Origin of the sequence: Pseudomonas sp. NGC7, from assembly GCF_047159675.1 — a bacterium.
Classification (GTDB): domain Bacteria; phylum Pseudomonadota; class Gammaproteobacteria; order Pseudomonadales; family Pseudomonadaceae; genus Aquipseudomonas; species Aquipseudomonas kermanshahensis.
On the sequence record NZ_BAAFZY010000001.1, the window covers coordinates 3,009,332 to 3,026,608 of the forward strand.

At 59.2% G+C, this 17,277-nt stretch carries 16 protein-coding genes and 3 pseudogenes; 14 read left to right on the forward strand and 5 right to left on the reverse strand.

Features of this window, described 5'->3' with window-relative positions; genetic code table 11:
- Positions 1 to 5: 5 nt before the first annotated feature.
- Positions 6 to 344: pseudogene (locus ACMCNM_RS13535) on the forward strand (aromatic ring-hydroxylating dioxygenase subunit alpha); the annotation flags it as partial.
- On the opposite strand, the gene ACMCNM_RS13540 reads toward ACMCNM_RS13535, so the two are convergent.
- Both ACMCNM_RS13540 and ACMCNM_RS13545 read right to left on the reverse strand, forming a co-directional pair.
- A complete protein-coding gene (locus ACMCNM_RS13540) occupies positions 267 to 1,253 on the reverse strand; it encodes an amidohydrolase (protein WP_412764605.1) in 987 nt (328 codons plus the stop codon). The pseudogene ACMCNM_RS13535 and the gene ACMCNM_RS13540 sit on opposite strands and share 78 nt — an antisense overlap.
- A 28-nt stretch (positions 1,254 to 1,281) precedes the next feature.
- Positions 1,282 to 2,580, reverse strand: coding sequence for an MFS transporter (locus ACMCNM_RS13545; RefSeq protein ID WP_412764606.1), 1,299 nt, complete (start codon positions 2,578 to 2,580; stop codon positions 1,282 to 1,284).
- A 514-nt stretch (positions 2,581 to 3,094) separates the two neighbouring features.
- On the opposite strand from ACMCNM_RS13545, the gene ACMCNM_RS13550 reads away from it, so the two are divergent.
- Entirely contained in the window at positions 3,095 to 4,084 is a 990-nt protein-coding gene (locus tag ACMCNM_RS13550; protein ID WP_412764607.1) for a porin, read from the forward strand.
- Here ACMCNM_RS13550 and ACMCNM_RS13555 read toward each other — a convergent pair.
- On the reverse strand, positions 4,081 to 4,977 hold the full coding sequence (locus ACMCNM_RS13555; RefSeq protein WP_412764608.1) for a LysR substrate-binding domain-containing protein: 897 nt from the start codon (positions 4,975 to 4,977) through the stop codon (positions 4,081 to 4,083). The genes ACMCNM_RS13550 and ACMCNM_RS13555 overlap by 4 nt on opposite strands.
- 578 nt (positions 4,978 to 5,555) lie before the next feature.
- Between ACMCNM_RS13555 and ACMCNM_RS13560 the strand changes: the two genes are divergently transcribed.
- The 3 genes and pseudogenes from ACMCNM_RS13560 to ACMCNM_RS13570 all read left to right on the forward strand — a co-directional run.
- On the forward strand, positions 5,556 to 6,755 hold the full coding sequence (locus tag ACMCNM_RS13560) for a tyrosine-type recombinase/integrase (RefSeq protein ID WP_412764609.1): 1,200 nt from the start codon (positions 5,556 to 5,558) through the stop codon (positions 6,753 to 6,755).
- Positions 6,752 to 6,985: pseudogene (locus ACMCNM_RS13565) on the forward strand (DUF1016 N-terminal domain-containing protein); the annotation flags it as partial. The gene ACMCNM_RS13560 and the pseudogene ACMCNM_RS13565, both read left to right, overlap by 4 nt.
- Positions 6,973 to 8,181 (forward strand): annotated as a pseudogene (locus ACMCNM_RS13570) (DUF3363 domain-containing protein); the annotation flags it as partial. The pseudogenes ACMCNM_RS13565 and ACMCNM_RS13570, both read left to right, overlap by 13 nt.
- Positions 8,182 to 8,191: 10 nt before the next feature.
- On the opposite strand, the gene ACMCNM_RS13575 reads toward ACMCNM_RS13570, so the two are convergent.
- Positions 8,192 to 8,998, reverse strand: a complete 807-nt coding sequence (locus ACMCNM_RS13575; RefSeq protein WP_412764610.1) for an AraC family transcriptional regulator — start codon at positions 8,996 to 8,998, stop codon at positions 8,192 to 8,194.
- Between the two features lie 277 nt (positions 8,999 to 9,275).
- Here ACMCNM_RS13575 and ACMCNM_RS13580 point away from each other — a divergent pair, with 277 nt between their 5' ends.
- From ACMCNM_RS13580 to ACMCNM_RS13595, 4 genes are all read left to right on the forward strand, one after another.
- Positions 9,276 to 10,952: a 2-isopropylmalate synthase gene (locus ACMCNM_RS13580; protein WP_412764611.1), complete on the forward strand. Its 1,677-nt coding sequence runs from the start codon at positions 9,276 to 9,278 to the stop codon at positions 10,950 to 10,952.
- 90 nt (positions 10,953 to 11,042) lie between these two features.
- Positions 11,043 to 11,510 carry a YbaK/EbsC family protein gene (locus tag ACMCNM_RS13585; protein ID WP_213605742.1) on the forward strand — a complete coding sequence of 156 codons (468 nt, stop codon included), beginning with the start codon at positions 11,043 to 11,045 and terminating at the stop codon, positions 11,508 to 11,510.
- A gap of 140 nt (positions 11,511 to 11,650) precedes the next feature.
- Positions 11,651 to 12,595, forward strand: coding sequence for a LysR family transcriptional regulator (locus ACMCNM_RS13590; RefSeq protein WP_213605741.1), 945 nt, complete (start codon positions 11,651 to 11,653; stop codon positions 12,593 to 12,595).
- Positions 12,596 to 12,597: 2 nt separating this feature from the next.
- A complete protein-coding gene (locus ACMCNM_RS13595; protein WP_213607535.1) occupies positions 12,598 to 12,864 on the forward strand; it encodes an EexN family lipoprotein in 267 nt (88 codons plus the stop codon).
- Here ACMCNM_RS13595 and ACMCNM_RS13600 read toward each other — a convergent pair.
- On the reverse strand, positions 12,831 to 13,010 hold the full coding sequence (locus ACMCNM_RS13600) for a hypothetical protein (RefSeq protein ID WP_412764612.1): 180 nt from the start codon (positions 13,008 to 13,010) through the stop codon (positions 12,831 to 12,833). The two genes, ACMCNM_RS13595 and ACMCNM_RS13600, sit on opposite strands and share 34 nt — an antisense overlap.
- A gap of 88 nt (positions 13,011 to 13,098) precedes the next feature.
- Between ACMCNM_RS13600 and ACMCNM_RS13605 the strand changes: the two genes are divergently transcribed.
- From ACMCNM_RS13605 to ACMCNM_RS13625, 5 genes are read left to right on the forward strand one after another with little or no spacing between them, the layout of a single operon-like run.
- On the forward strand, positions 13,099 to 15,105 hold the full coding sequence (locus ACMCNM_RS13605) for a conjugal transfer protein TraG (RefSeq protein WP_412764613.1): 2,007 nt from the start codon (positions 13,099 to 13,101) through the stop codon (positions 15,103 to 15,105).
- The gene (locus ACMCNM_RS13610; protein ID WP_213605739.1) at positions 15,102 to 15,566 is read left to right on the forward strand and encodes a ribbon-helix-helix protein, CopG family; all 465 of its coding nucleotides are present in this window, start codon (positions 15,102 to 15,104) and stop codon (positions 15,564 to 15,566) included. The genes ACMCNM_RS13605 and ACMCNM_RS13610 overlap by 4 nt, the downstream gene beginning before the upstream one ends.
- Positions 15,563 to 16,627, forward strand: a complete 1,065-nt coding sequence (trbB, locus tag ACMCNM_RS13615; protein WP_213605738.1) for a P-type conjugative transfer ATPase TrbB — start codon at positions 15,563 to 15,565, stop codon at positions 16,625 to 16,627. Before ACMCNM_RS13610 ends, trbB begins: the two co-directional genes overlap by 4 nt.
- The gene (locus ACMCNM_RS13620; protein WP_213605737.1) at positions 16,624 to 17,007 is read left to right on the forward strand and encodes a TrbC/VirB2 family protein; all 384 of its coding nucleotides are present in this window, start codon (positions 16,624 to 16,626) and stop codon (positions 17,005 to 17,007) included. Before trbB ends, ACMCNM_RS13620 begins: the two co-directional genes overlap by 4 nt.
- Positions 17,004 to 17,276, forward strand: a complete 273-nt coding sequence (locus tag ACMCNM_RS13625) for a VirB3 family type IV secretion system protein (protein ID WP_412764614.1) — start codon at positions 17,004 to 17,006, stop codon at positions 17,274 to 17,276. The genes ACMCNM_RS13620 and ACMCNM_RS13625 overlap by 4 nt, the downstream gene beginning before the upstream one ends.
- The last annotated feature ends 1 nt before the right edge of the window (position 17,277 follow it).

Here is a 17,277-nt window from a genome sequence, read left to right on the forward strand (position 1 = left end):
ATTCAGAGGGGGGAATTCGGTGTGGCTACCATGGCCTTCTATTTGACGGCGCCGGTCGCTGCATCGATATTCCAGGTCAAACCAAAATTCCGGGCAAAGCCATAGTCCCGGCATACCATATCCGCGAGCAGGATCAGATTCTGTGGATCTGGTTTGGCAGCTCCAGCGATAGCGAGCCTAGCTTCGAACCTCCTCAATATGATGTGCACAGCAGCGGTCGCTACCTGTTCGATGGTGATGTATATCACTACGACGCTCCTTGGCAGCTAGTTCACGATAACTTGATGGACTTGAGCCATCTGGGTTATGTGCACCTGCGCACCATTGGTGGGAACGCCAAAGTTCTTCGTATTTTCCAGCACTGGTGCCAGCAGGGTGTATTCGATATCGGCGTCGATGTTGAATGCAGCAGCCTGGCCGTGGACAATCTCACGAATCCGTTTTTCAACCCGGTCACGAACGGTCGTATCAAGTGTTCGCACTCCAAGTTCGATAGTTGCCAGTTCTGGGATGATATTGTAGGACGACCCTGTATGTACTTGGCCGATGCTGATGACGGCGGGATTATCTGAGTCTAGGTTACGCGAAACGATAGTCTGGAGGGCTGTGATGATGCAGGCCATCGCTGGTATTGGGTCGATAGCTTGAGAGGGGAGAGCGCCATGACCTCCTTTGCCCCTCAGTTGAATTCTCACCCGCTCAGATGACGCCGCTGCACCACCTTCAATAACTACCGCTCGGCCTACATCAAGCCCTGGCATATTGTGGAAGGCGAATACAGCATCGCAGGGAAATCTGTGGAACAAATCATCTTCTATCATAGCGAGCGCTCCCCTCAACCCCTCTTCATCAGGTTGAAAAATCAGGTTCACCGTGCCGTTGAAGTCGCAGTGCAATGCCAGTTGCTCGGCTGCGGCGAGCAGGGTCGCGGTATGGCCATCGTTCCCGCAAGCATGCTTTCGACCTTCATGCTTGCTTGCCCAAGGAAGGCCATTGCGTTCAAAAATAGGTAAAGCGTCCATGTCAGCGCGCAGGCCAATGGATTTTTCGCCGGTTCCTTTGCGTAGAACGCCAACAACTCCGTATCCACCTACCTTTCGGTGAACAGCGTAACCCCAGCCCTCTAACAGGCGCGCGACGATTTCGGCAGTGTTGGGGGTTTCCATTCCCAGTTCAGGATGTTGATGAATTTGGCGCCGCAGGTCGGTAAAAAAGGGGGCGCGATCATACAGATTAGAATTCATTTTAAGCATGGAGGCATATCCTTGAGAGGGCTAGTGATCAGTCACGTCCTGGATGTTCTGGATACTTGCGCAGGGCACAAATGCTGAGTAGTAGGGCAGCAATAAGATACAAAGCAGGGGTTAGCGGGTTGGCAGTGGCACCAATAAGCCACGTAACGATCAATGGTGAAAAGCCGCCAAAGCACGTAACACCAATGCTGTAGACGAATGACAGACATGTTGCGCGCTCGCTCTTGTCGAAGGCTTCCATCAAGAGGGTAAAGCTAGGCCCCGCAGCGATGGCCATTGGGAGCACAAGCACGACAATCGAGACGACGCACAGGAGGGGACTCTGTTGTCCGAGAAGCCAAAAAGCCGGCCAGGCTGCGATAGCGGTTGCGCCCAGAGTCGCATAGAGAACAGGTTTGCGTCGCGGAAGCCTATCTGCCAAACGGGCTGCGAAAGGGGGAACCACCGCCAAGATTGCACAGGCAATTCCTACAAGGGCAAATGAGAATTGGCTAGGGTAGCCAAGCGTGCGGGTTAGATAAGTGGGCATGTAATAGATGACCAAGTACATGGTTACGGTTGATCCTCCCATGCTCAGAATGCCGAGCAGCAAGGGAGACCATCGCAACTTTAATACTGCGGCTAGCGGCAGAGACTTGGCCTGAGTGTCGTGGGTCTCATCAAGATGCTGACGGATGTACCAGCCAACTGGGCCGATGAGAAGACCGATGACAAAAGGCAAGCGCCATCCCCAGCTCTCCACCTGCTCTGTGCTCAGCGTCGACGTCAGCATCAGGCCTGTTAGTGCTCCTGCCAAGGCAGCAGCTCCTTGACTTGCGCACTGCCAGCTCACCATGTAGCAGCGATTCTTTTTGCTGCCTGACTCCATTAGGAATGTCGTGGCGGTACCGACTTCACCTCCAGCAGATATCCCCTGTAGTAGTCGCCCCAATACCAAGAGGATCGTCGCCCATATGCCGATGGTGGCGTAAACCGGGGTGAAGGCGATGAAGGCCGTACCTACTGTCATGCAGGCAATGGTTAGCGAGAGCGCATTCTTGCGTCCGTACCTATCTGCAACCCTACCAATCACCAAGGCACCCACAGGCCTAGCGAGGAAGCCGCCGGCGAAAGTTAGTAGCGACATAAGCAGCGATGCCTCGGGTGATGCTGCTGGAAAGAAAAGCTTCCCAATAATCGCTGCGAAGAAGCTGTAAACCGTAAAGTCAAAAATCTCCAGCCCGTTTCCGAGTGAAGAAGCAACGATCACGCGCCGGGTCTTTGGTGTTTGGAGTCCACTCCTTGCGCTGCTGCGGTGTGGAACAGAAGTTGAAAGTGGCTGATTCATGAGCTGATTAGATCCAGATGAAAAGGCGAGTTCAGTGTTCCACTATGCTGTGAATGCCGCACATGATGTTTTCGCATGGCCTTGCCGTAAGTTCTATGCAAGCGAAGTTGGGGCGATTTCTGCTGTGCTCCGAGAGAGCACACGTGATGACAGATTGCATTGTTATGGTGCTTTTCGTTCCTAAAAAACGAGCGCTAGAGTCGTGGAGGTCTCGTTTTAGAGCTGTCGCTAATCTGTAATCCTCAAGCCTTCGTTTAATGCTCGGATGCTCAAGGGGTTGAAAAAATCGGAATATCCTTGAAGGAGTGGGATGTGGATGCTTGGGGCCCCCACTAACGTTTGAGGTTCACTGTCGTGTACAAACAACGTCCCATCCTGTTTGTCGCCGTCGCAGCGTGTATCCCTGTTTTAACGCTGAAAGCCAATGCTGCTGGCTTTCCCGGAGTCCAAATGACGGCCCCAGGATGGGGGCCTTTATCTACAGATACGACCTATGAGTCGGCAGTAAAAGTTTATGGCATCGTTGGATGCCTATGTAGATAATTACGATTCGGGAGGTCGGTCTGGCACTCGGCTTGCCGGAGGTGGTGCGTGGACTAACAAGGTTGGAGTGTTTGCGAAAGTCCGGATCAGTGATGATCTCCTGGCTGTCGCAGACGTTGAGGAGGGATTTAATTTTGATGGTGATGCACTGTCGCGTAATAACTCTACCTGGCAAGACATTGGTCGCTTACGATTAGCAATGGTTGGCTTGCGATCTAAAGCATTTGGCAAATTAGATGTTGGTAAGACTTATGGTGTCACTGCGCCCACTATGCTGGATCCTTTCTATGCACCAGCTAAACTTTCACCATATTCTTCGTTGAGTGCACCTGTAGCTACGCCTGGCTCCTATTACGTCGATGTAAGGCCCAAACACACGTTAGTTTATACCACTCCTCGTTGGCAGGGATGGAGTCTGGCAAGCGCTCTAACCTTTAATTATGACTCTGCATCAAGCAGCGGTCGCGAAATACGTGGTAAAGGTGTTCGTCTAGACTATATGAGTCCAACAGTGGTCGCGTTAGCGGGGTTTAGTCGTTATTGGAGTAATCCATATTTCGACTCTGATAATCATGAAGTCCAGACTGCAAATGATTACATATTTGCTAGTGCCGCCTATGATTTAGGGCCGGCGAGTCTTAGCCTCGCATGGCAGCGGCAAACGGTTGATACCAATATTGCTCCAGATTTGAACGTCATAACAGCAGGGGTAATGATACCTCATGGTAATAACCTAATAAGAGGAGTGGTGGTTAGACGGATGGTGGATGGGAAAGACAAGAACGCCTGGGGGGCCATGGTTGGTTACGACTATTTCATTTCCAAGCGCTCTGCAGTGTACGTTCGAGCAGGTCTAGTGGTAAATGAGGCAGACGCCAATCAAACCATGGCTGCAATACCCCTTGAAAATGCCGATGATACGCCACAAATTTTTGCCTTAGGCGTTTATCATCACTTTTAGTTTCTGGTTTCCCGTAGCATATTAAAGAATACTGCTGAGTTTCGGGCTAGGTGGTTACTGCTCAGGCAAACTAGGTTGATAGGGAAATCAGGGATCGGCTCATTCACTTCGATCTCTCTGACATCCAAGTGTGGCATTGTCGTTTCCAAGCTATGGCCGTTAACTCGGCATGTTATCATGAGTGCGTCAGTTTGCGATACTTGTTGAAAAGCTAAATGGAGTGCTGTGCACTCCATTAAGTTTGCCGGAAGTTGCAGTCCATTGCCCTCAAAAAGCTGATTGATTTGCGACTGGCTATCTGAGATTGGGTCAACACTTATCCATCTGGAATTTTGGAGTAGCCGGAGTGAGCGAACATTTCGAAGTGGGTGGTTACGGCGGCCAATTAGGGCGCTGCGAACTTGGCTGAGGCCATACCACTCGAATCCGACGGTGCTTTGAGGCAGTTGAGATGTTAGTGCAAAGTCAAGTAAGCCATCCCTCAATCTTTGCAATAAATTGGCAGGTCGCATCTCCTGGACTTTTATCTTGGTATGCGGAAACTCAGCCTGGTACTTCACTAATATTTCGTGTAGAGCAGGGTAGAGGGCCGTGACAGGCGTTACTCCAATGCTAATTTCACCTGCAATCGATCCTTTGAAGTCCTCTATTTCTTGTTGGGCGCGTCGCAGAGTTTCTACTGCCTGTCTCGCATGTGTAAGTAGTCGCAAACCACCTTCAGTCAGCGTCGCGCCTTTGTTTGAACGTACTAAGAGAGTGATGCCTATTTCATTCTCGAACTCTTTAATGGTCTTGCTCAGGGCTGACTGGGATACGTGCATTCGAGTCGACGCGTCCTGCAGGCTGCCACTTTCATAAATTTCTACCAGGGCGCGCAGTTGGCGCAAATTCATGGTTATCCCCTCTGGCTATGGTTTTTCTGCTGCTCAAATCTTCACTGTTTTTGCTACCAGTGGTGCAGCCGCTTCTTCTCTCGGTACTATCAGTTCGAATCTATAAGGTTTCGTCGTCAGCCCCGCCGACTGTCTGATGCCCTTGGCGCAGCGATGGGAACCGGTGGCTCGGCCATCACAAGGGTTTCAATCGCCTGATCGGTTCCCGCTGGGCACCAGACGGGTCAGCACTCAAAACTAGATGACATCTCATCTATTTGTCCGCATACTAGGAAATTAGCTTGATATGTCAACTATAAAATGGCCCGAGTAGGTTGGCGAGGCGAGGTCAGGCTAGTGAGGCTCCCTTGAATGATCGATTTTACGAAACGGACGCCTGATCGGTTAGGCCCACTTTTTTTTGTTTCACGATGACTCCAGTACCGCAATTCGCTGGACTACGCCAAGGCTCGATACAGCAGGTTTATCAATCACTTAGGCGAGTTCAACATATGCCGGTGCTTTCCGAAACTTGACCCGGCTTCCCCTCGCGTGGCTCCCATGCGGCTCTTGGAAACCGGGCTGTCCGAGGAGTCATCATGTCGAAGATCAAGCTCACCAAGTCCGCAGTCGATGCGGCACACCCCCAAGACAAGGCCATCGAACTGCGGGATACCGTGGTGCCTGGCTTCCTGTGCAAGATCACCCCGGCGGGCCGCAAGGTGTTCATGCTCCAGTACCGCACGAACGCTGGCGAGCGCCGCAAACCCGCTTTGGGCCAGTACGGGGAACTGACGGTCGATCAGGCACGCACGATGGCGCAGGAGTGGCTGGCCGAGGTGCGCAAGGGGGGCGACCCCAGCGCGGCCAAGAATGCCGCCCGCAAGGCACCGACCATGAAGGAGTTTTGCCACACCTTCATGGAGGACTACTCCAAGCAGCGCAACAAGCCCAGCACGCAGCGTGGCTATCAGGGCGTCATTGACCGTTGCATCGTCCCGATCATGGGCCGGATGAAGGTGCAGGACGTGAAGCGCCCGGACGTGGCCGCGCTGATGAAGAAGCTGGCCTACAAGCAGGCCGAGGCGAACCGCACCTTCGGCGTGCTGCGCAAGATGTTCAACCTGGCTGAAGTGTGGGGGCTGCGCCCTGACGGCACGAATCCGTGCCGTCACGTCCCGATGTACCCGCCCGGCAAGGAAACCCGGCTCATCGTGGACGAGGAACTGGTGCGGATCTTCCGCCACCTGGAGCATCTGGAGTCCGAAGGACTGGAAAACTACGTCATCCCACTGGCGATCCGTCTGCAATTCGAGTTTGCCGCTCGCCGCTCCGAAATCTGCCCGCTCGAATGGGATTGGATTGATCTAGAAAACCGCCGCGTCGTCTGGCCAGACAGCAAGACTGGCGGCATCTCAAAGCCCATGAGTGAGGAAGCCTATCGGCTGCTGTCCACCGCGCCGCGCCGGGAAGGCTGCCCCTACGTCCTGCCGTCGCCGAACGACCCGACCCGGCACATGACCCACGGCGAGCACTACGGCGGTTGGACGCGCGTGCTTAAGGCCGCTGGCGTGCCGCACGTTGGCACACACGGTATCCGTCACCGGGCGACGACCGACATTGCCAACTCGGGCGTGCCGACCAAGGTCGGCATGAAGCTCACAGGCCACAAGACCGTGGCGATGTTTATGCACTATGTTCATACCGAGGACAAGCCGGTGCGGGATGCGGCCGAACTGGTGGCGAATCGGCGGCTGGCGATCACCGGGGCATCCCGCTCTATGGAGGCAACAGCATGACAAGGAAGACGCCTGCGGCAGTGGGAAAACCTGCTGCCTCACCGGCTGGCTATGCGGGCATCCACGGCGGCATCGTGGAACTGCTGGATGCGGCACGCCAGGCAGCAGCGCGCAGTGTCAATGCGCTGATGACGGCCAGCTATTGGGAGATTGGCCGCCGGATCGTCGAAGCCGAGCAGAAAGGCAGGCGGCGGGCCGGTTACGGCGAGCAGTTGATGGAACGCTTGGCCGGGTGCAGATCGAACGCTTCAACGAACCCCGGCTGCAACGCCAGCGGCTGCTGCTGATCGGGCGTCTGCAACGCTTGCAGCGCCTGGGCCTGGCCGACGAGGTGCAGCCCGGCACCTGGGCCGTCCATGCGGACGCGGAGAAGACCTTGCGCGCCCTGGGCGAGCGTGGCGACATCATCCGCACCATGCAGCGGGCCATGAGCGGCCAGCCGCGCGAGCTGGCGGTGTTCGAGCCGGGACAGGACGCCGATGAACGCGGCCGCACCATCGTAGGCCGCGTCGCGGCCAAGGGGCTGGCCGACGAACTGCACGACCGCGGCTATCTGGTCATCGACGGCACAGACGGCAAGGCTCACTACGTCGCGCTCAATGCCCGCGACGAACTGGCGAACTATCCCACTGGCGCGGTAGTGGAAGTGAAGGGTTCGGCCGACGTGCGCGCGGCCGACAAGAACATCGCCGCGCTGGCGAGCGGTGGCCTGTACCGCACGCATCATCACCTGGCGATCGAGCAAGGCCGAGCCAAGCCCGGCCGCGACCCGCAGGAAGTCGTCGCGGCCCACGTCCGCCGGCTGGAAGCCCTGCGCCGGGCCGGCATCGTGGTACGCGTGGCAGAGGGGGTATGGAAGGTGCCGGACGACCTGGCCGAGCGTGGCCGCCAGTACGACGCGCAACGGCTGGGCGGCGTGGCTGTGGAGCTGAAATCGCATCTACCGATTGAGCGGCAGGCCCGGGTCATCGGCGCGACCTGGCTGGATCAGCAGTTGATCGGCGGCGGCAAGGGGCTGGGCAACCTGGGCTTTGGTGCCGAGGTCAAAGAAGCCTTGCAGCAGCGTGCGGACTTTCTCGCCGAGCAAGGGCTGGCCGAGTGGCGCGGGCAGCGTGTGATCCTCGCCCGCAACCTGCTGGGCACGCTGCGCAATCGGGAACTGGCGCACGCGGCAAAGGGCATTGCCGCCGAAACTGGCCTAGAGCATCGGCCTGTGGGTGACGGACAGCGCGTGACTGGTATCTACCGACGCTCGATCATGCTTGCCAGTGGACGTTACGCGATGCTCGATGACCGCATGGAATTCAGCCTGGTGCCGTGGCGGCCGGTGATCGAAAAGCGGTTAGGCCAGCAGCTTGCCGCGACGTTGCGCGGCGGTGGTGTGTCGTGGGAGATTGGACGGCAGCGTGGGCGTGGGCTTGGATGAGCTTCGCCCGTTATGAATTTGCTGCAAATGTGGAGGGCGGTTGTCCGAACTGCTTACTGAACGCCGTGGTATAGGCGCTGTGACTATCGTAGCCGCTCGCCAGCGCCACCTGCGTAATTGGTATTCCCTGCATCAATGGTGTCAGCGACGACATGAGCCGAAGTTGCTGACGCCATTTGCCGAAGGTCATACCGGTCGATTGTAGAAAACGCCGATGGAAGGTCTTTTCTCCCATGGCCAACCTGTCGGCCCATTCGGAGGCGGTGGACCCATCGCCAGGGTCATCCAGCAGCGTTTGGCAGACGTGCTGCATCTGACTTTCAGCACCGCCCGTCGGCCAAGGCAGATGAAGCGGAAGAACCGGCTGGGCGAGCACCTCTTCGATCAAGAGTGCGCCGAGTAAACGCATGCGTTTGGTCGATTGAGTCTGGTTGCCAGCTCGGGCCAGCGCCATGATCAGCTCTCGCAATAGAGCAGAAACATGTACGACGCAATCGGCCGTTGGAAAGTGGGAGCAAATATCTTCGCGCACGAAGAGACCGTGCGCTTGCAGCCCCACAGGTGCAACCAGCCGGTGCGCTACACCAGACCGCAACCAGACTGCTGCCGTGGGCGGCACCAGCCACTGACCGCTTTCGGCTTCCACACGTAACAGACCGCGATCCGCATGGATCAGATGCCCATACGGATGCTTGTGTTGGGGCACCACATGGCCAGCAGGGTAGCGCACGGCCACACCAAATACCGGTAGATCGCAGGCTTCTCCTGCACACAGGTCAAGTGCATGACCGCCATCTTCGGGAGCGAGAAATCCCATGTAGGTGAAAATTGTCCAAATCAATAAAGAATTTGTCTATTTTTATGTAGATGGACGAACCATGCAAGTCTAACATCGAAACAAACGCAATTACTGAATCTATTCACTCATGTCCACACTTGGTCTTTCGCAACGGCTACTACCGCTGACTCCCGGTCGGGGTCTGCGCGCGACCATCCGTGCCATGACCCATTCTGATTCCCCCTGGCCCCGACCATAGTCAGCTTGTTCCAAGCTAGGGGGGTCGGATTTCAACGATTCTCCTGGAGTGTGCTTCATGCTGACTAATCCTTCCCAGAAATACCCCCCCGTCTCCTCGGTCGATCTCGACGATCGACAATGGCCGTCACGTACCCTGACGAAGGCCCCAATTTGGCTGTCCACCGACTTGCGTGATGGTAATCAGGCGTTATTCGAGCCGATGAACCGCGAGCGCAAGCTGCGCTTGTTTCATGAGTTGGTACGCATTGGTTTTAAGGAGATCGAAGTAGGCTTTCCCGCAGCGTCGCGTACTGATTTCGAGATCGTGCGCCACCTCATTGATGCGGGCCAGATTCCCGAAGACGTCACCCCTATGGTGATGACGCAATTGCGCGATGACCTGATCACAGAAACGGTGCGCAGCGTGGCAGGCGCGCGGCGCGTAATCGTGCATTTTTATAACGCCATTGCGCCTGCCTGGCGGGAGATCGTCTTCGGCATGAGCGTTCCGCAGATCATCGAAATGGTGGAACGCTACATTGCACTTTTCAGGCGGTTGACGGCTGCTCATCCGGAAACAGAATGGATATTGCAATACTCGCCCGAGACGTTTTGCATGGCCGAACTGGAGGTTTCACTGGCTGTTTGCAACGCCGCCATTCGCGCCTGGGATGCCGGGCCGCAACGACCAATGATCATCAATCTGCCAACCACAGTGGAGGTCTCCACCCCCAATGTGTTTGCTGACCAGATCGAATGGATGGATCGACGTTTGGAGCGGCGCGAGCACATCGTGCTGTCCGTGCATCCACACAATGACCGGGGCACGGGCGTGGCCTGCGCTGAACAAGCCATGCTGGCTGGTGCGCAGCGGGTCGAAGGTTGCTTGTTTGGCAACGGCGAGCGCAGTGGCAATGTCGATGTGGTGACGCTGGCGTTGAACCTCTATACGCAGGGCATTGCGCCGAAGCTGGACTTTTCCGACATTGCAGCGGTCGCCCGCGTGGCTGAGGAATGTACCGCACTGCCCATACACCCACGCCATCCGTATGTGGGCGATCTCGTGTTCACGGCGTTCTCTGGCTCGCACCAGGACGCCATCGCTAAGGGCTTTGCCGCGCAAAAGGCTGATGCGCCTTGGCGCGTGCCTTACCTGCCTATTGACCCGAAGGATCTGGGTCGTACTTATGACAGCATCGTGCGCGTCAACAGCCAGTCAGGCAAGGGAGGCATTGCTTTCCTGCTGCAACGAGACCACGGCATTATCATGCCGCGCCGCATGCAGGTTGAGTTCAGCGCTATCGTCCAGGCGCTGGCCGACTCCAGCGAAACGGAACTGAGCAGCGAAGAAATCTGGGCAGTGTTCGAGCGCACCTACCTTGCCCCGGTGCGGGAACAGCCAGGCCTCATCTATCGTAGCCACCGCCTTTTCGAGCACGCCGATGGGCAAGGGATCATGTTGGAATTAGCGGATTCGGACGGCAACGTCAGGATCTTAGAGGGCACAGGGAACGGCCCGATTGCTGCGACGATTGCGGCGCTGGACCAGCCGCTGCGCATCGACAGCTATGAAGAGCGCAGCCTGGGAACTGGTTCCGATGCGGCGGCACTGGCCATCGTTGAGGCCGCCATACCCGGTGTGCTCGGCTCGCGCTTTGGGGTAGGCCGACATGCAAACATCACTACAGCGTCGGTTCTGTCGGTGCTGAGTGCTGCGGCTCGATTCTCTATGGAGATTACGGCAGTTGGCTGATCACTAATGCAAGACGACCGCATATAGAAAACCACATATGCGGTCTTTAAGTTTTCTAAACATTCATGGTTGGGGAAAAGAGGAGTACTTATGAGTTTGCAGTCAGTCCGCGCTTTCTTGTCAGAACATGCGCCTGACCTCGAAATTCTTGAGAAAGATACGAGCACCGCAACCGTTGCCGAAGCAGCGGTTGCGCATGGCGTAGAGTCGGGGCAAATCGCAAAAACGCTCTCACTATGGCTGAAAGATGAAGTTGTCATCTTGGTAATGGGCGGCAATGCAAAAATCGACAACCAGAAATTCAAGGCCCAATTCAAGACCAAGGCCAAGATGCTCAGCGCTGACGAGGTTGTTATGTGGACGAGCCATCCTGTTGGCGGTGTGTGCCCGTTTGGCTTGCCGCATCCCTTGCGTGTCTTCGCAGATGTGACATTGAAAAAATTTGACGTTGTCTTGCCAGCGGCAGGCGCAAGCAATGCCGCGTTGCGCATTGCTCCCGAGAGGCTGGCTCAGTTAGTTCAGGCGACTTGGGTCGACATCGCGCAAGATCCTTCCTAGGGAATAGATTGGAATGGCATATGCACGATGGTCAAAAGCGGACTGCTCAGCTTTACAGCCCATGACAGGAATGTCGGAATTGCCTCTTTCTACTACTTGCGCAGTCCCCGACAACGCTTTGTAGTGATTCAGGAGGTGCGATGGAGTTGCGACACTTGCGTTGTTTCCTGGCCGTTGCCGAAGAGCTCCACTTCGCTCGTGCAGCCGAGCGGTTGCACATCGAGCAATCGCCGCTGTCGCGCACCATCAAGGAACTGGAAGAAGACCTGGGCGAGCAGTTGTTCATCCGCACCAGCCGAAGCACACGCCTGACGCGGGCGGGCAGGCTGTTCCTTGGGCATGTGCCACGCATCTTCACCGCCTTGCAGCAGGCGCGCGATAGCGTGAAAGCAGCGGCCAATGGCTTTCATGGCCAGTTGCGCATTGCGCTGTCTGACGGCATCACGCCGTCGCGCCTGCCGACCTTGTTGGCGCTGTGCCGCCAAGAGGAACCCGAAGTCGAGCTCCGATTGTTCGAGGTGCCGCTGTCGCAACAGATCAAGGGGTTGCAGGACGATCTGTACGACGTGGGCTTTGCGCAGTCCGACGAAGTGGGCGACGGCCTCGTAGCTAAGATGGTGTGGAGCGATGCGCTGATGGTGGCGGTTCCCGCGCGTCACCCGTTGCTCAGGCACAAGCGTATCCCATTGGAAGAGGTGCTTCGTCATCCTTTGGTGTTATGCGATCCCCAAATCTGCGAGGGCCATGCCCGCCAGGTGGATCGGGTGCTTCGCCGGATAGACATGGAGCCGTTGATTACTGAGCGAGTCGCGTCGTTCGACTTGATGATGGCGCTGGTTGCGGCGGGTTTCGCCTTGGGCCTTGCTGGAGCACCGCATATCGCGGGTAGTCGCGAGCCTGGTGTGGTCGCCCGTCCGCTGGCGGGCCGTTCCCCCATGCTGACCACCTATGTGCTGCACCGCGAAGGTGAATCATCGGACGTGCTGGCGCGCTTCATCGAGCGCGTGCAGACCATCGAATCTCCGGAAGGCCGCAGATCCCCACTACCTGTTGAGCCTGATCTTCAAGAGGAAATCGAACCATGAGCCTGAAGCTGATTGTTCTGTTTTTGTCGGTCGCTGTACTGTCCGCCTGCGGCCCATCAGAGCCATCGAAGCAGGCAGCCAATGTGCCGACCGTGGAAGAACTGGCGGCCAATCCTGAGCAGTTGAAGGAGCTGCGCCGCCGGTGCAAGACCGAGCGCCCCACAATGGGCGACGTGCTTTGCAACCGGGTGGCCGAAGCGACGAACAAGCGTTTCTTTGGCGACGGCAAGGTGGCTTATACGCCATCGGAAACGCCGCCGAAGTTCTGACCGTTGGCGGTTAGCCGCAAATCCTCGCTTTCTTTCTCGACACGCCGCAGCGCGCTCATGCCTGCGGCGTTTTTATTGGCTTTTTCCCTGCATGAAACCATGCTTTTTGCATCACCTTGCTGCCGATAACGGTCTTTGACCGGCACTGAGCCGGCACCGATCCTGACGCTTGCGGCACGCCTTTGTGCCGCGTCTGATTGAGGAATCAGCGCAGGATAAATCGGAGGCCAGGGTATGCAAGCTCAAGGTGTGTTGTTCGGGCAGATCGCCGCCGTGTTCGGCATCGTGATCGCCGGTGTGTGGGGTGCCACGCAATGGACAGCCGCCGCCTTGGGCTACCAGCTACGCCTGGGCTCGCCTTGGTTCGACTTCCACGGCACGCCGGTCTATTACCCGTGGAAGCTGTTCGAGTGGTGGTTCTTCTTCGACGCCTACGCGCCGCAGGTCTTCGACACCGGCGGCATGATCGCGGCAGGCAGCGGCCTGCTGGCCGTGGCGGTCGCCATCGCCATGTCGGTGTGGCGCTCGCGCCAGGCGCGCAAGGTGACGACCTACGGCTCGGCGCGTTGGGCCGATGCCGCCGACATCCGCAAAGCTGGGCTGACGCAGCCCGCCGGTGTCTTTGTCGGCCAACATGACGGCCACTACCTGCGCCACGAAGGGCCGGAACACGTTCTGACCTTTGCGCCTACCCGCTCGGGCAAGGGCGTGGGCCTGGTGGTGCCGACGCTGCTGTCCTGGCCGGCATCCGCCGTCATCCACGACATCAAGGGCGAGAACTGGCAGATCACCGCTGGCTGGCGCGGTCGATTCAGTCACTGCCTGCTGTTCAACCCGACCGATGCCAGTTCGGCGGCCTACAACCCGCTGCTGGAGGTTCGACGCGGCGCGCATGAAGTGCGCGACGTGCAGAACATCGCCGACATCCTGGTCGATCCCGAAGGCGCGCTGGAGAAGCGCAACCATTGGGAGAAGACCAGTCACGCGCTGCTGGTCGGAGCTATCCTGCATGTGCTCTATGCGGGCGAGGACAAGACGCTGCGTGGCGTCGCCAATTTCCTGTCCGACCCGGCCAGCCCGTTCGAGCTGACCTTGCACCGGATGATGACGACGAAGCACCTGGGCGATGCACCGCACCCGGTTGTCGCGTCCGCTGCGCGTGAAGTCCTGAACAAATCGGATAACGAACGCTCCGGCGTGTTGAGCACCGCCATGTCGTTCCTCGGCCTGTACCGCGACCCCACGGTGGCCGAAGTCACTTCGCGCTGCGACTGGCGCATCGCCGACCTGATCGCATCCGAGCATCCGGTGTCGCTGTATCTGGTGGTGCCGCCTTCGGACATTTCGCGCACGAAGCCGCTCATCCGCCTGATCCTCAACCAGATCGGGCGGCGGCTTACCGAATCGCTGGATGGCAGCGACGGCATCGTGCGCCGCCACAAGCTGTTGCTGATGCTCGATGAGTTCCCCGCGCTGGGCCGCCTGGACTTCTTCGAGACGACGCTGGCCTTCATGGCCGGCTACGGCATCCGCAGCTTCCTCATCGCGCAGTCGCTCAACCAGATCGACAAGGCGTATGGGCAAAACCACTCCATTCTCGACAACTGCCATGTGCGCGTGACGTTCGCTACGAACGACGAGCGCACCGCCAAACGGATCTCCGAGACGCTGGGCACAGCTACCGAGCTGCGCGCCCAGCGCAACTACGCTGGCCACCGGCTCGCGCCGTGGCTCGGGCACCTGATGGTGTCGCGCCAAGAAACCGCGCGCCCGTTGCTGACGCCGGGCGAAGTCATGCAGCTTCCGCCTGACGAGGCCGTGGTGATGGTGTCCAGCGTGGCACCGATCAAGGCGAAGAAGCTGCGCTACTACGCGGACGCCAATTTCAAGCGTCGCGTGCTGCCACCGCCCACGTTAGCGGACGGGCGGTACGCAGACGCGCCGCCGTCGCGGCCCGACGACTGGAGCGGGCTGGCGATTCCGCCCGTGCCCACCGCACTGGCCGCCGCGTCCGCCGATGCCTTGGAGAACTTGGGTTCGGCCGACGACGGCGGCCCGCGCCGTCAGCCCGAGCTTTCCGAAACCGTTGCCTACGACCCCGAGCTGGTCGCGCCTGCGGCCGACCTCGGGTTGCTCGATGACGACGACCTGCCGCTTCCCCTTCCTCGCCAGTTCGATCCGGCCATGCAGCGCACGGCCCGGCTGGCTTCCCTCGACCCCAACGACGGAATCGAGCTATGAGCCAATACCGCCTGAATCTCTTTATCCAGCCGGAGCACGCCAAGCGCCTGGACGAACTGGCCGCCAAGAAAGGCGTGTCCAAGTCGTCCATCGTCGCGGCGGCGCTCGCATCGTGGCTGTCGCCCGATGCCGCCGACCAGCGCGAGGCGGCCATTGCCAAGCGGCTGGATCGCCTTTCGCGCCAAGCCGAGCGCATGGGGCGCGACCAGAACATCGCCATCGAAACGCTGGCGCTGTTCATCCGCTACTACCTGACCGTGAGCACGCCGGTTCCAGAGGCTCACCAAGACGCGGCACGCGCGCAGGGCAAAGCGCGCTTCGAGCAGTTCACCGAGCAGCTTGGCCGCCACCTGCTGCGGGGCCGCAGCCTGGTGCGCGACGTGGTGGAGGAACTGCATCCCGACCCGATGCGGATGGAAGACGCGGCGGCAACCGCGCAAGCGCAGGAGCGTGCGTCATGAGCGCCCGCATTCCCATTGACGGGCAGTCCATGACCGCCACGTCGCTCCACCGCCGCATCCAGATGCTGCGCACGGCAATGGGGCCACTGATCGCCGCCGCGCTCGAAGACCCGGACGTGGTGGAAGTGATGCTGAATCCTGATCGCACCCTTTGGGTGGATCGGCTTTCCAGCGGGCGCGCGCCGATGGGCGTGGAAATGCCCGAAGCGGACGGCGAACGCATCATCCGGCTCGTCGCGGCCCATGTGGGCGCGGAAGTCCATCGCGGCCAGCCGCTGCTATCCGCCGAACTGCCCGAAACCGGCGAACGCTTCGAGGGCATCTTGCCACCCGCTGCGCCAGGGCCGGCCTTCGCGCTGCGCAAGCGCGCCATCGGCGTGATCCCGCTGGAGCGGTACGTCATCGACCAGATGATGACCGCCGCCCAGGCGGGCTTTCTCGTTCGCGCCGTGCGGGAGCGCCAGAACATCCTGATCGCCGGCGCCACCAGCAGCGGCAAGACGACCTTGGCCAATGCGCTGCTGGCCGAGATTGCCGCCACGGGGGACCGCGTGCTGGTGCTCGAAGACACGGTGGAGCTGCAATGCGCGGCCCACGACCACGTTCCGCTGCGCACCCGCGCAGGCGTGGTGTCGATGACCGAGCTGGTGCGCTCGTCCATGCGTCTGCGGCCTGATCGCGTCGTCGTTGGCGAGGTGCGCGGTGCCGAGGCGCTGGATCTCATCAAGGTGTGGGGCACGGGCCACCCCGGCGGCATCGCCACGATCCATGCCGGCTCCGCGCTCGGCGCACTGCTGCGCCTGGAGCAACTGATTCTCGAAGTGGCGGTGAATCCGCCCCGTGCGCTGATCGCCGAGGCGGTCAACGTGGTGATCCACATCGCCGGACGCGGGCGCAAGCGCCGCATCGAGAGCATCGCCCGCGTCGTCGGCTTCGACGGCGTGGGCTACCAACTGGCGGACGCGCTGGAAACGCCGTTTCCCGAGCTGCCGCCACTTCCCGATGCCGCTCCCGCTGCGGCGACTTCCCCATCCCCTGACTCACTTGGAGAACTGCCATGACGCAGATGATCGTTCCTGTTTTCCGTTTTTCTGCAAATCCGGCTTTGCGTCTTGCGCGGCTGCGCTGCCTGGCCCGCCCTGCGGGGCAAGGGCTGCTGCTGGCCGCGCTGCTGTTGTTCCTGGCCGGAACCGCGCAGGCCGCCGGTTCCTCGATGCCGTGGGAAGGCCCGCTGCAATCCATCCTCGAATCCATCCAGGGGCCGGTGGCGCGCATCGTCGCGGTCATCATCATCATCGCCACGGGCCTCGCGCTCGCGTTCGGCGACACGTCCGGCGGATTCCGCAAGCTGATCCAGATCGTCTTCGGGTTGAGCATCGCCTTTGCGGCGTCCTCGTTCTTCCTGTCGTTCTTCAGTTTCTCCGGCGGGGCCGTCGTATGAGTGCCCCGGACACCTTCGCGGCCGGCTTCGAGGTGCCGCTGCATCGCTCGCTGACCGAGCCGATTCTGCTGGGCGGTGCGCCGCGCACCGTGGCGATCGCCAACGGCACGCTGGCCGCCGCTGTCGGCCTGGGCCTGCAACTGTGGATTCCCGGTGTCGTGCTCTGGATCGTCGGCCATTCGCTGGCGGTGTGGGGTGCGCGCGTCGATCCGCAGTTCATGCTGGTCTTCGCCCGGCACATCAAGCACCGCCCGCTGCTGGACGTGTGAG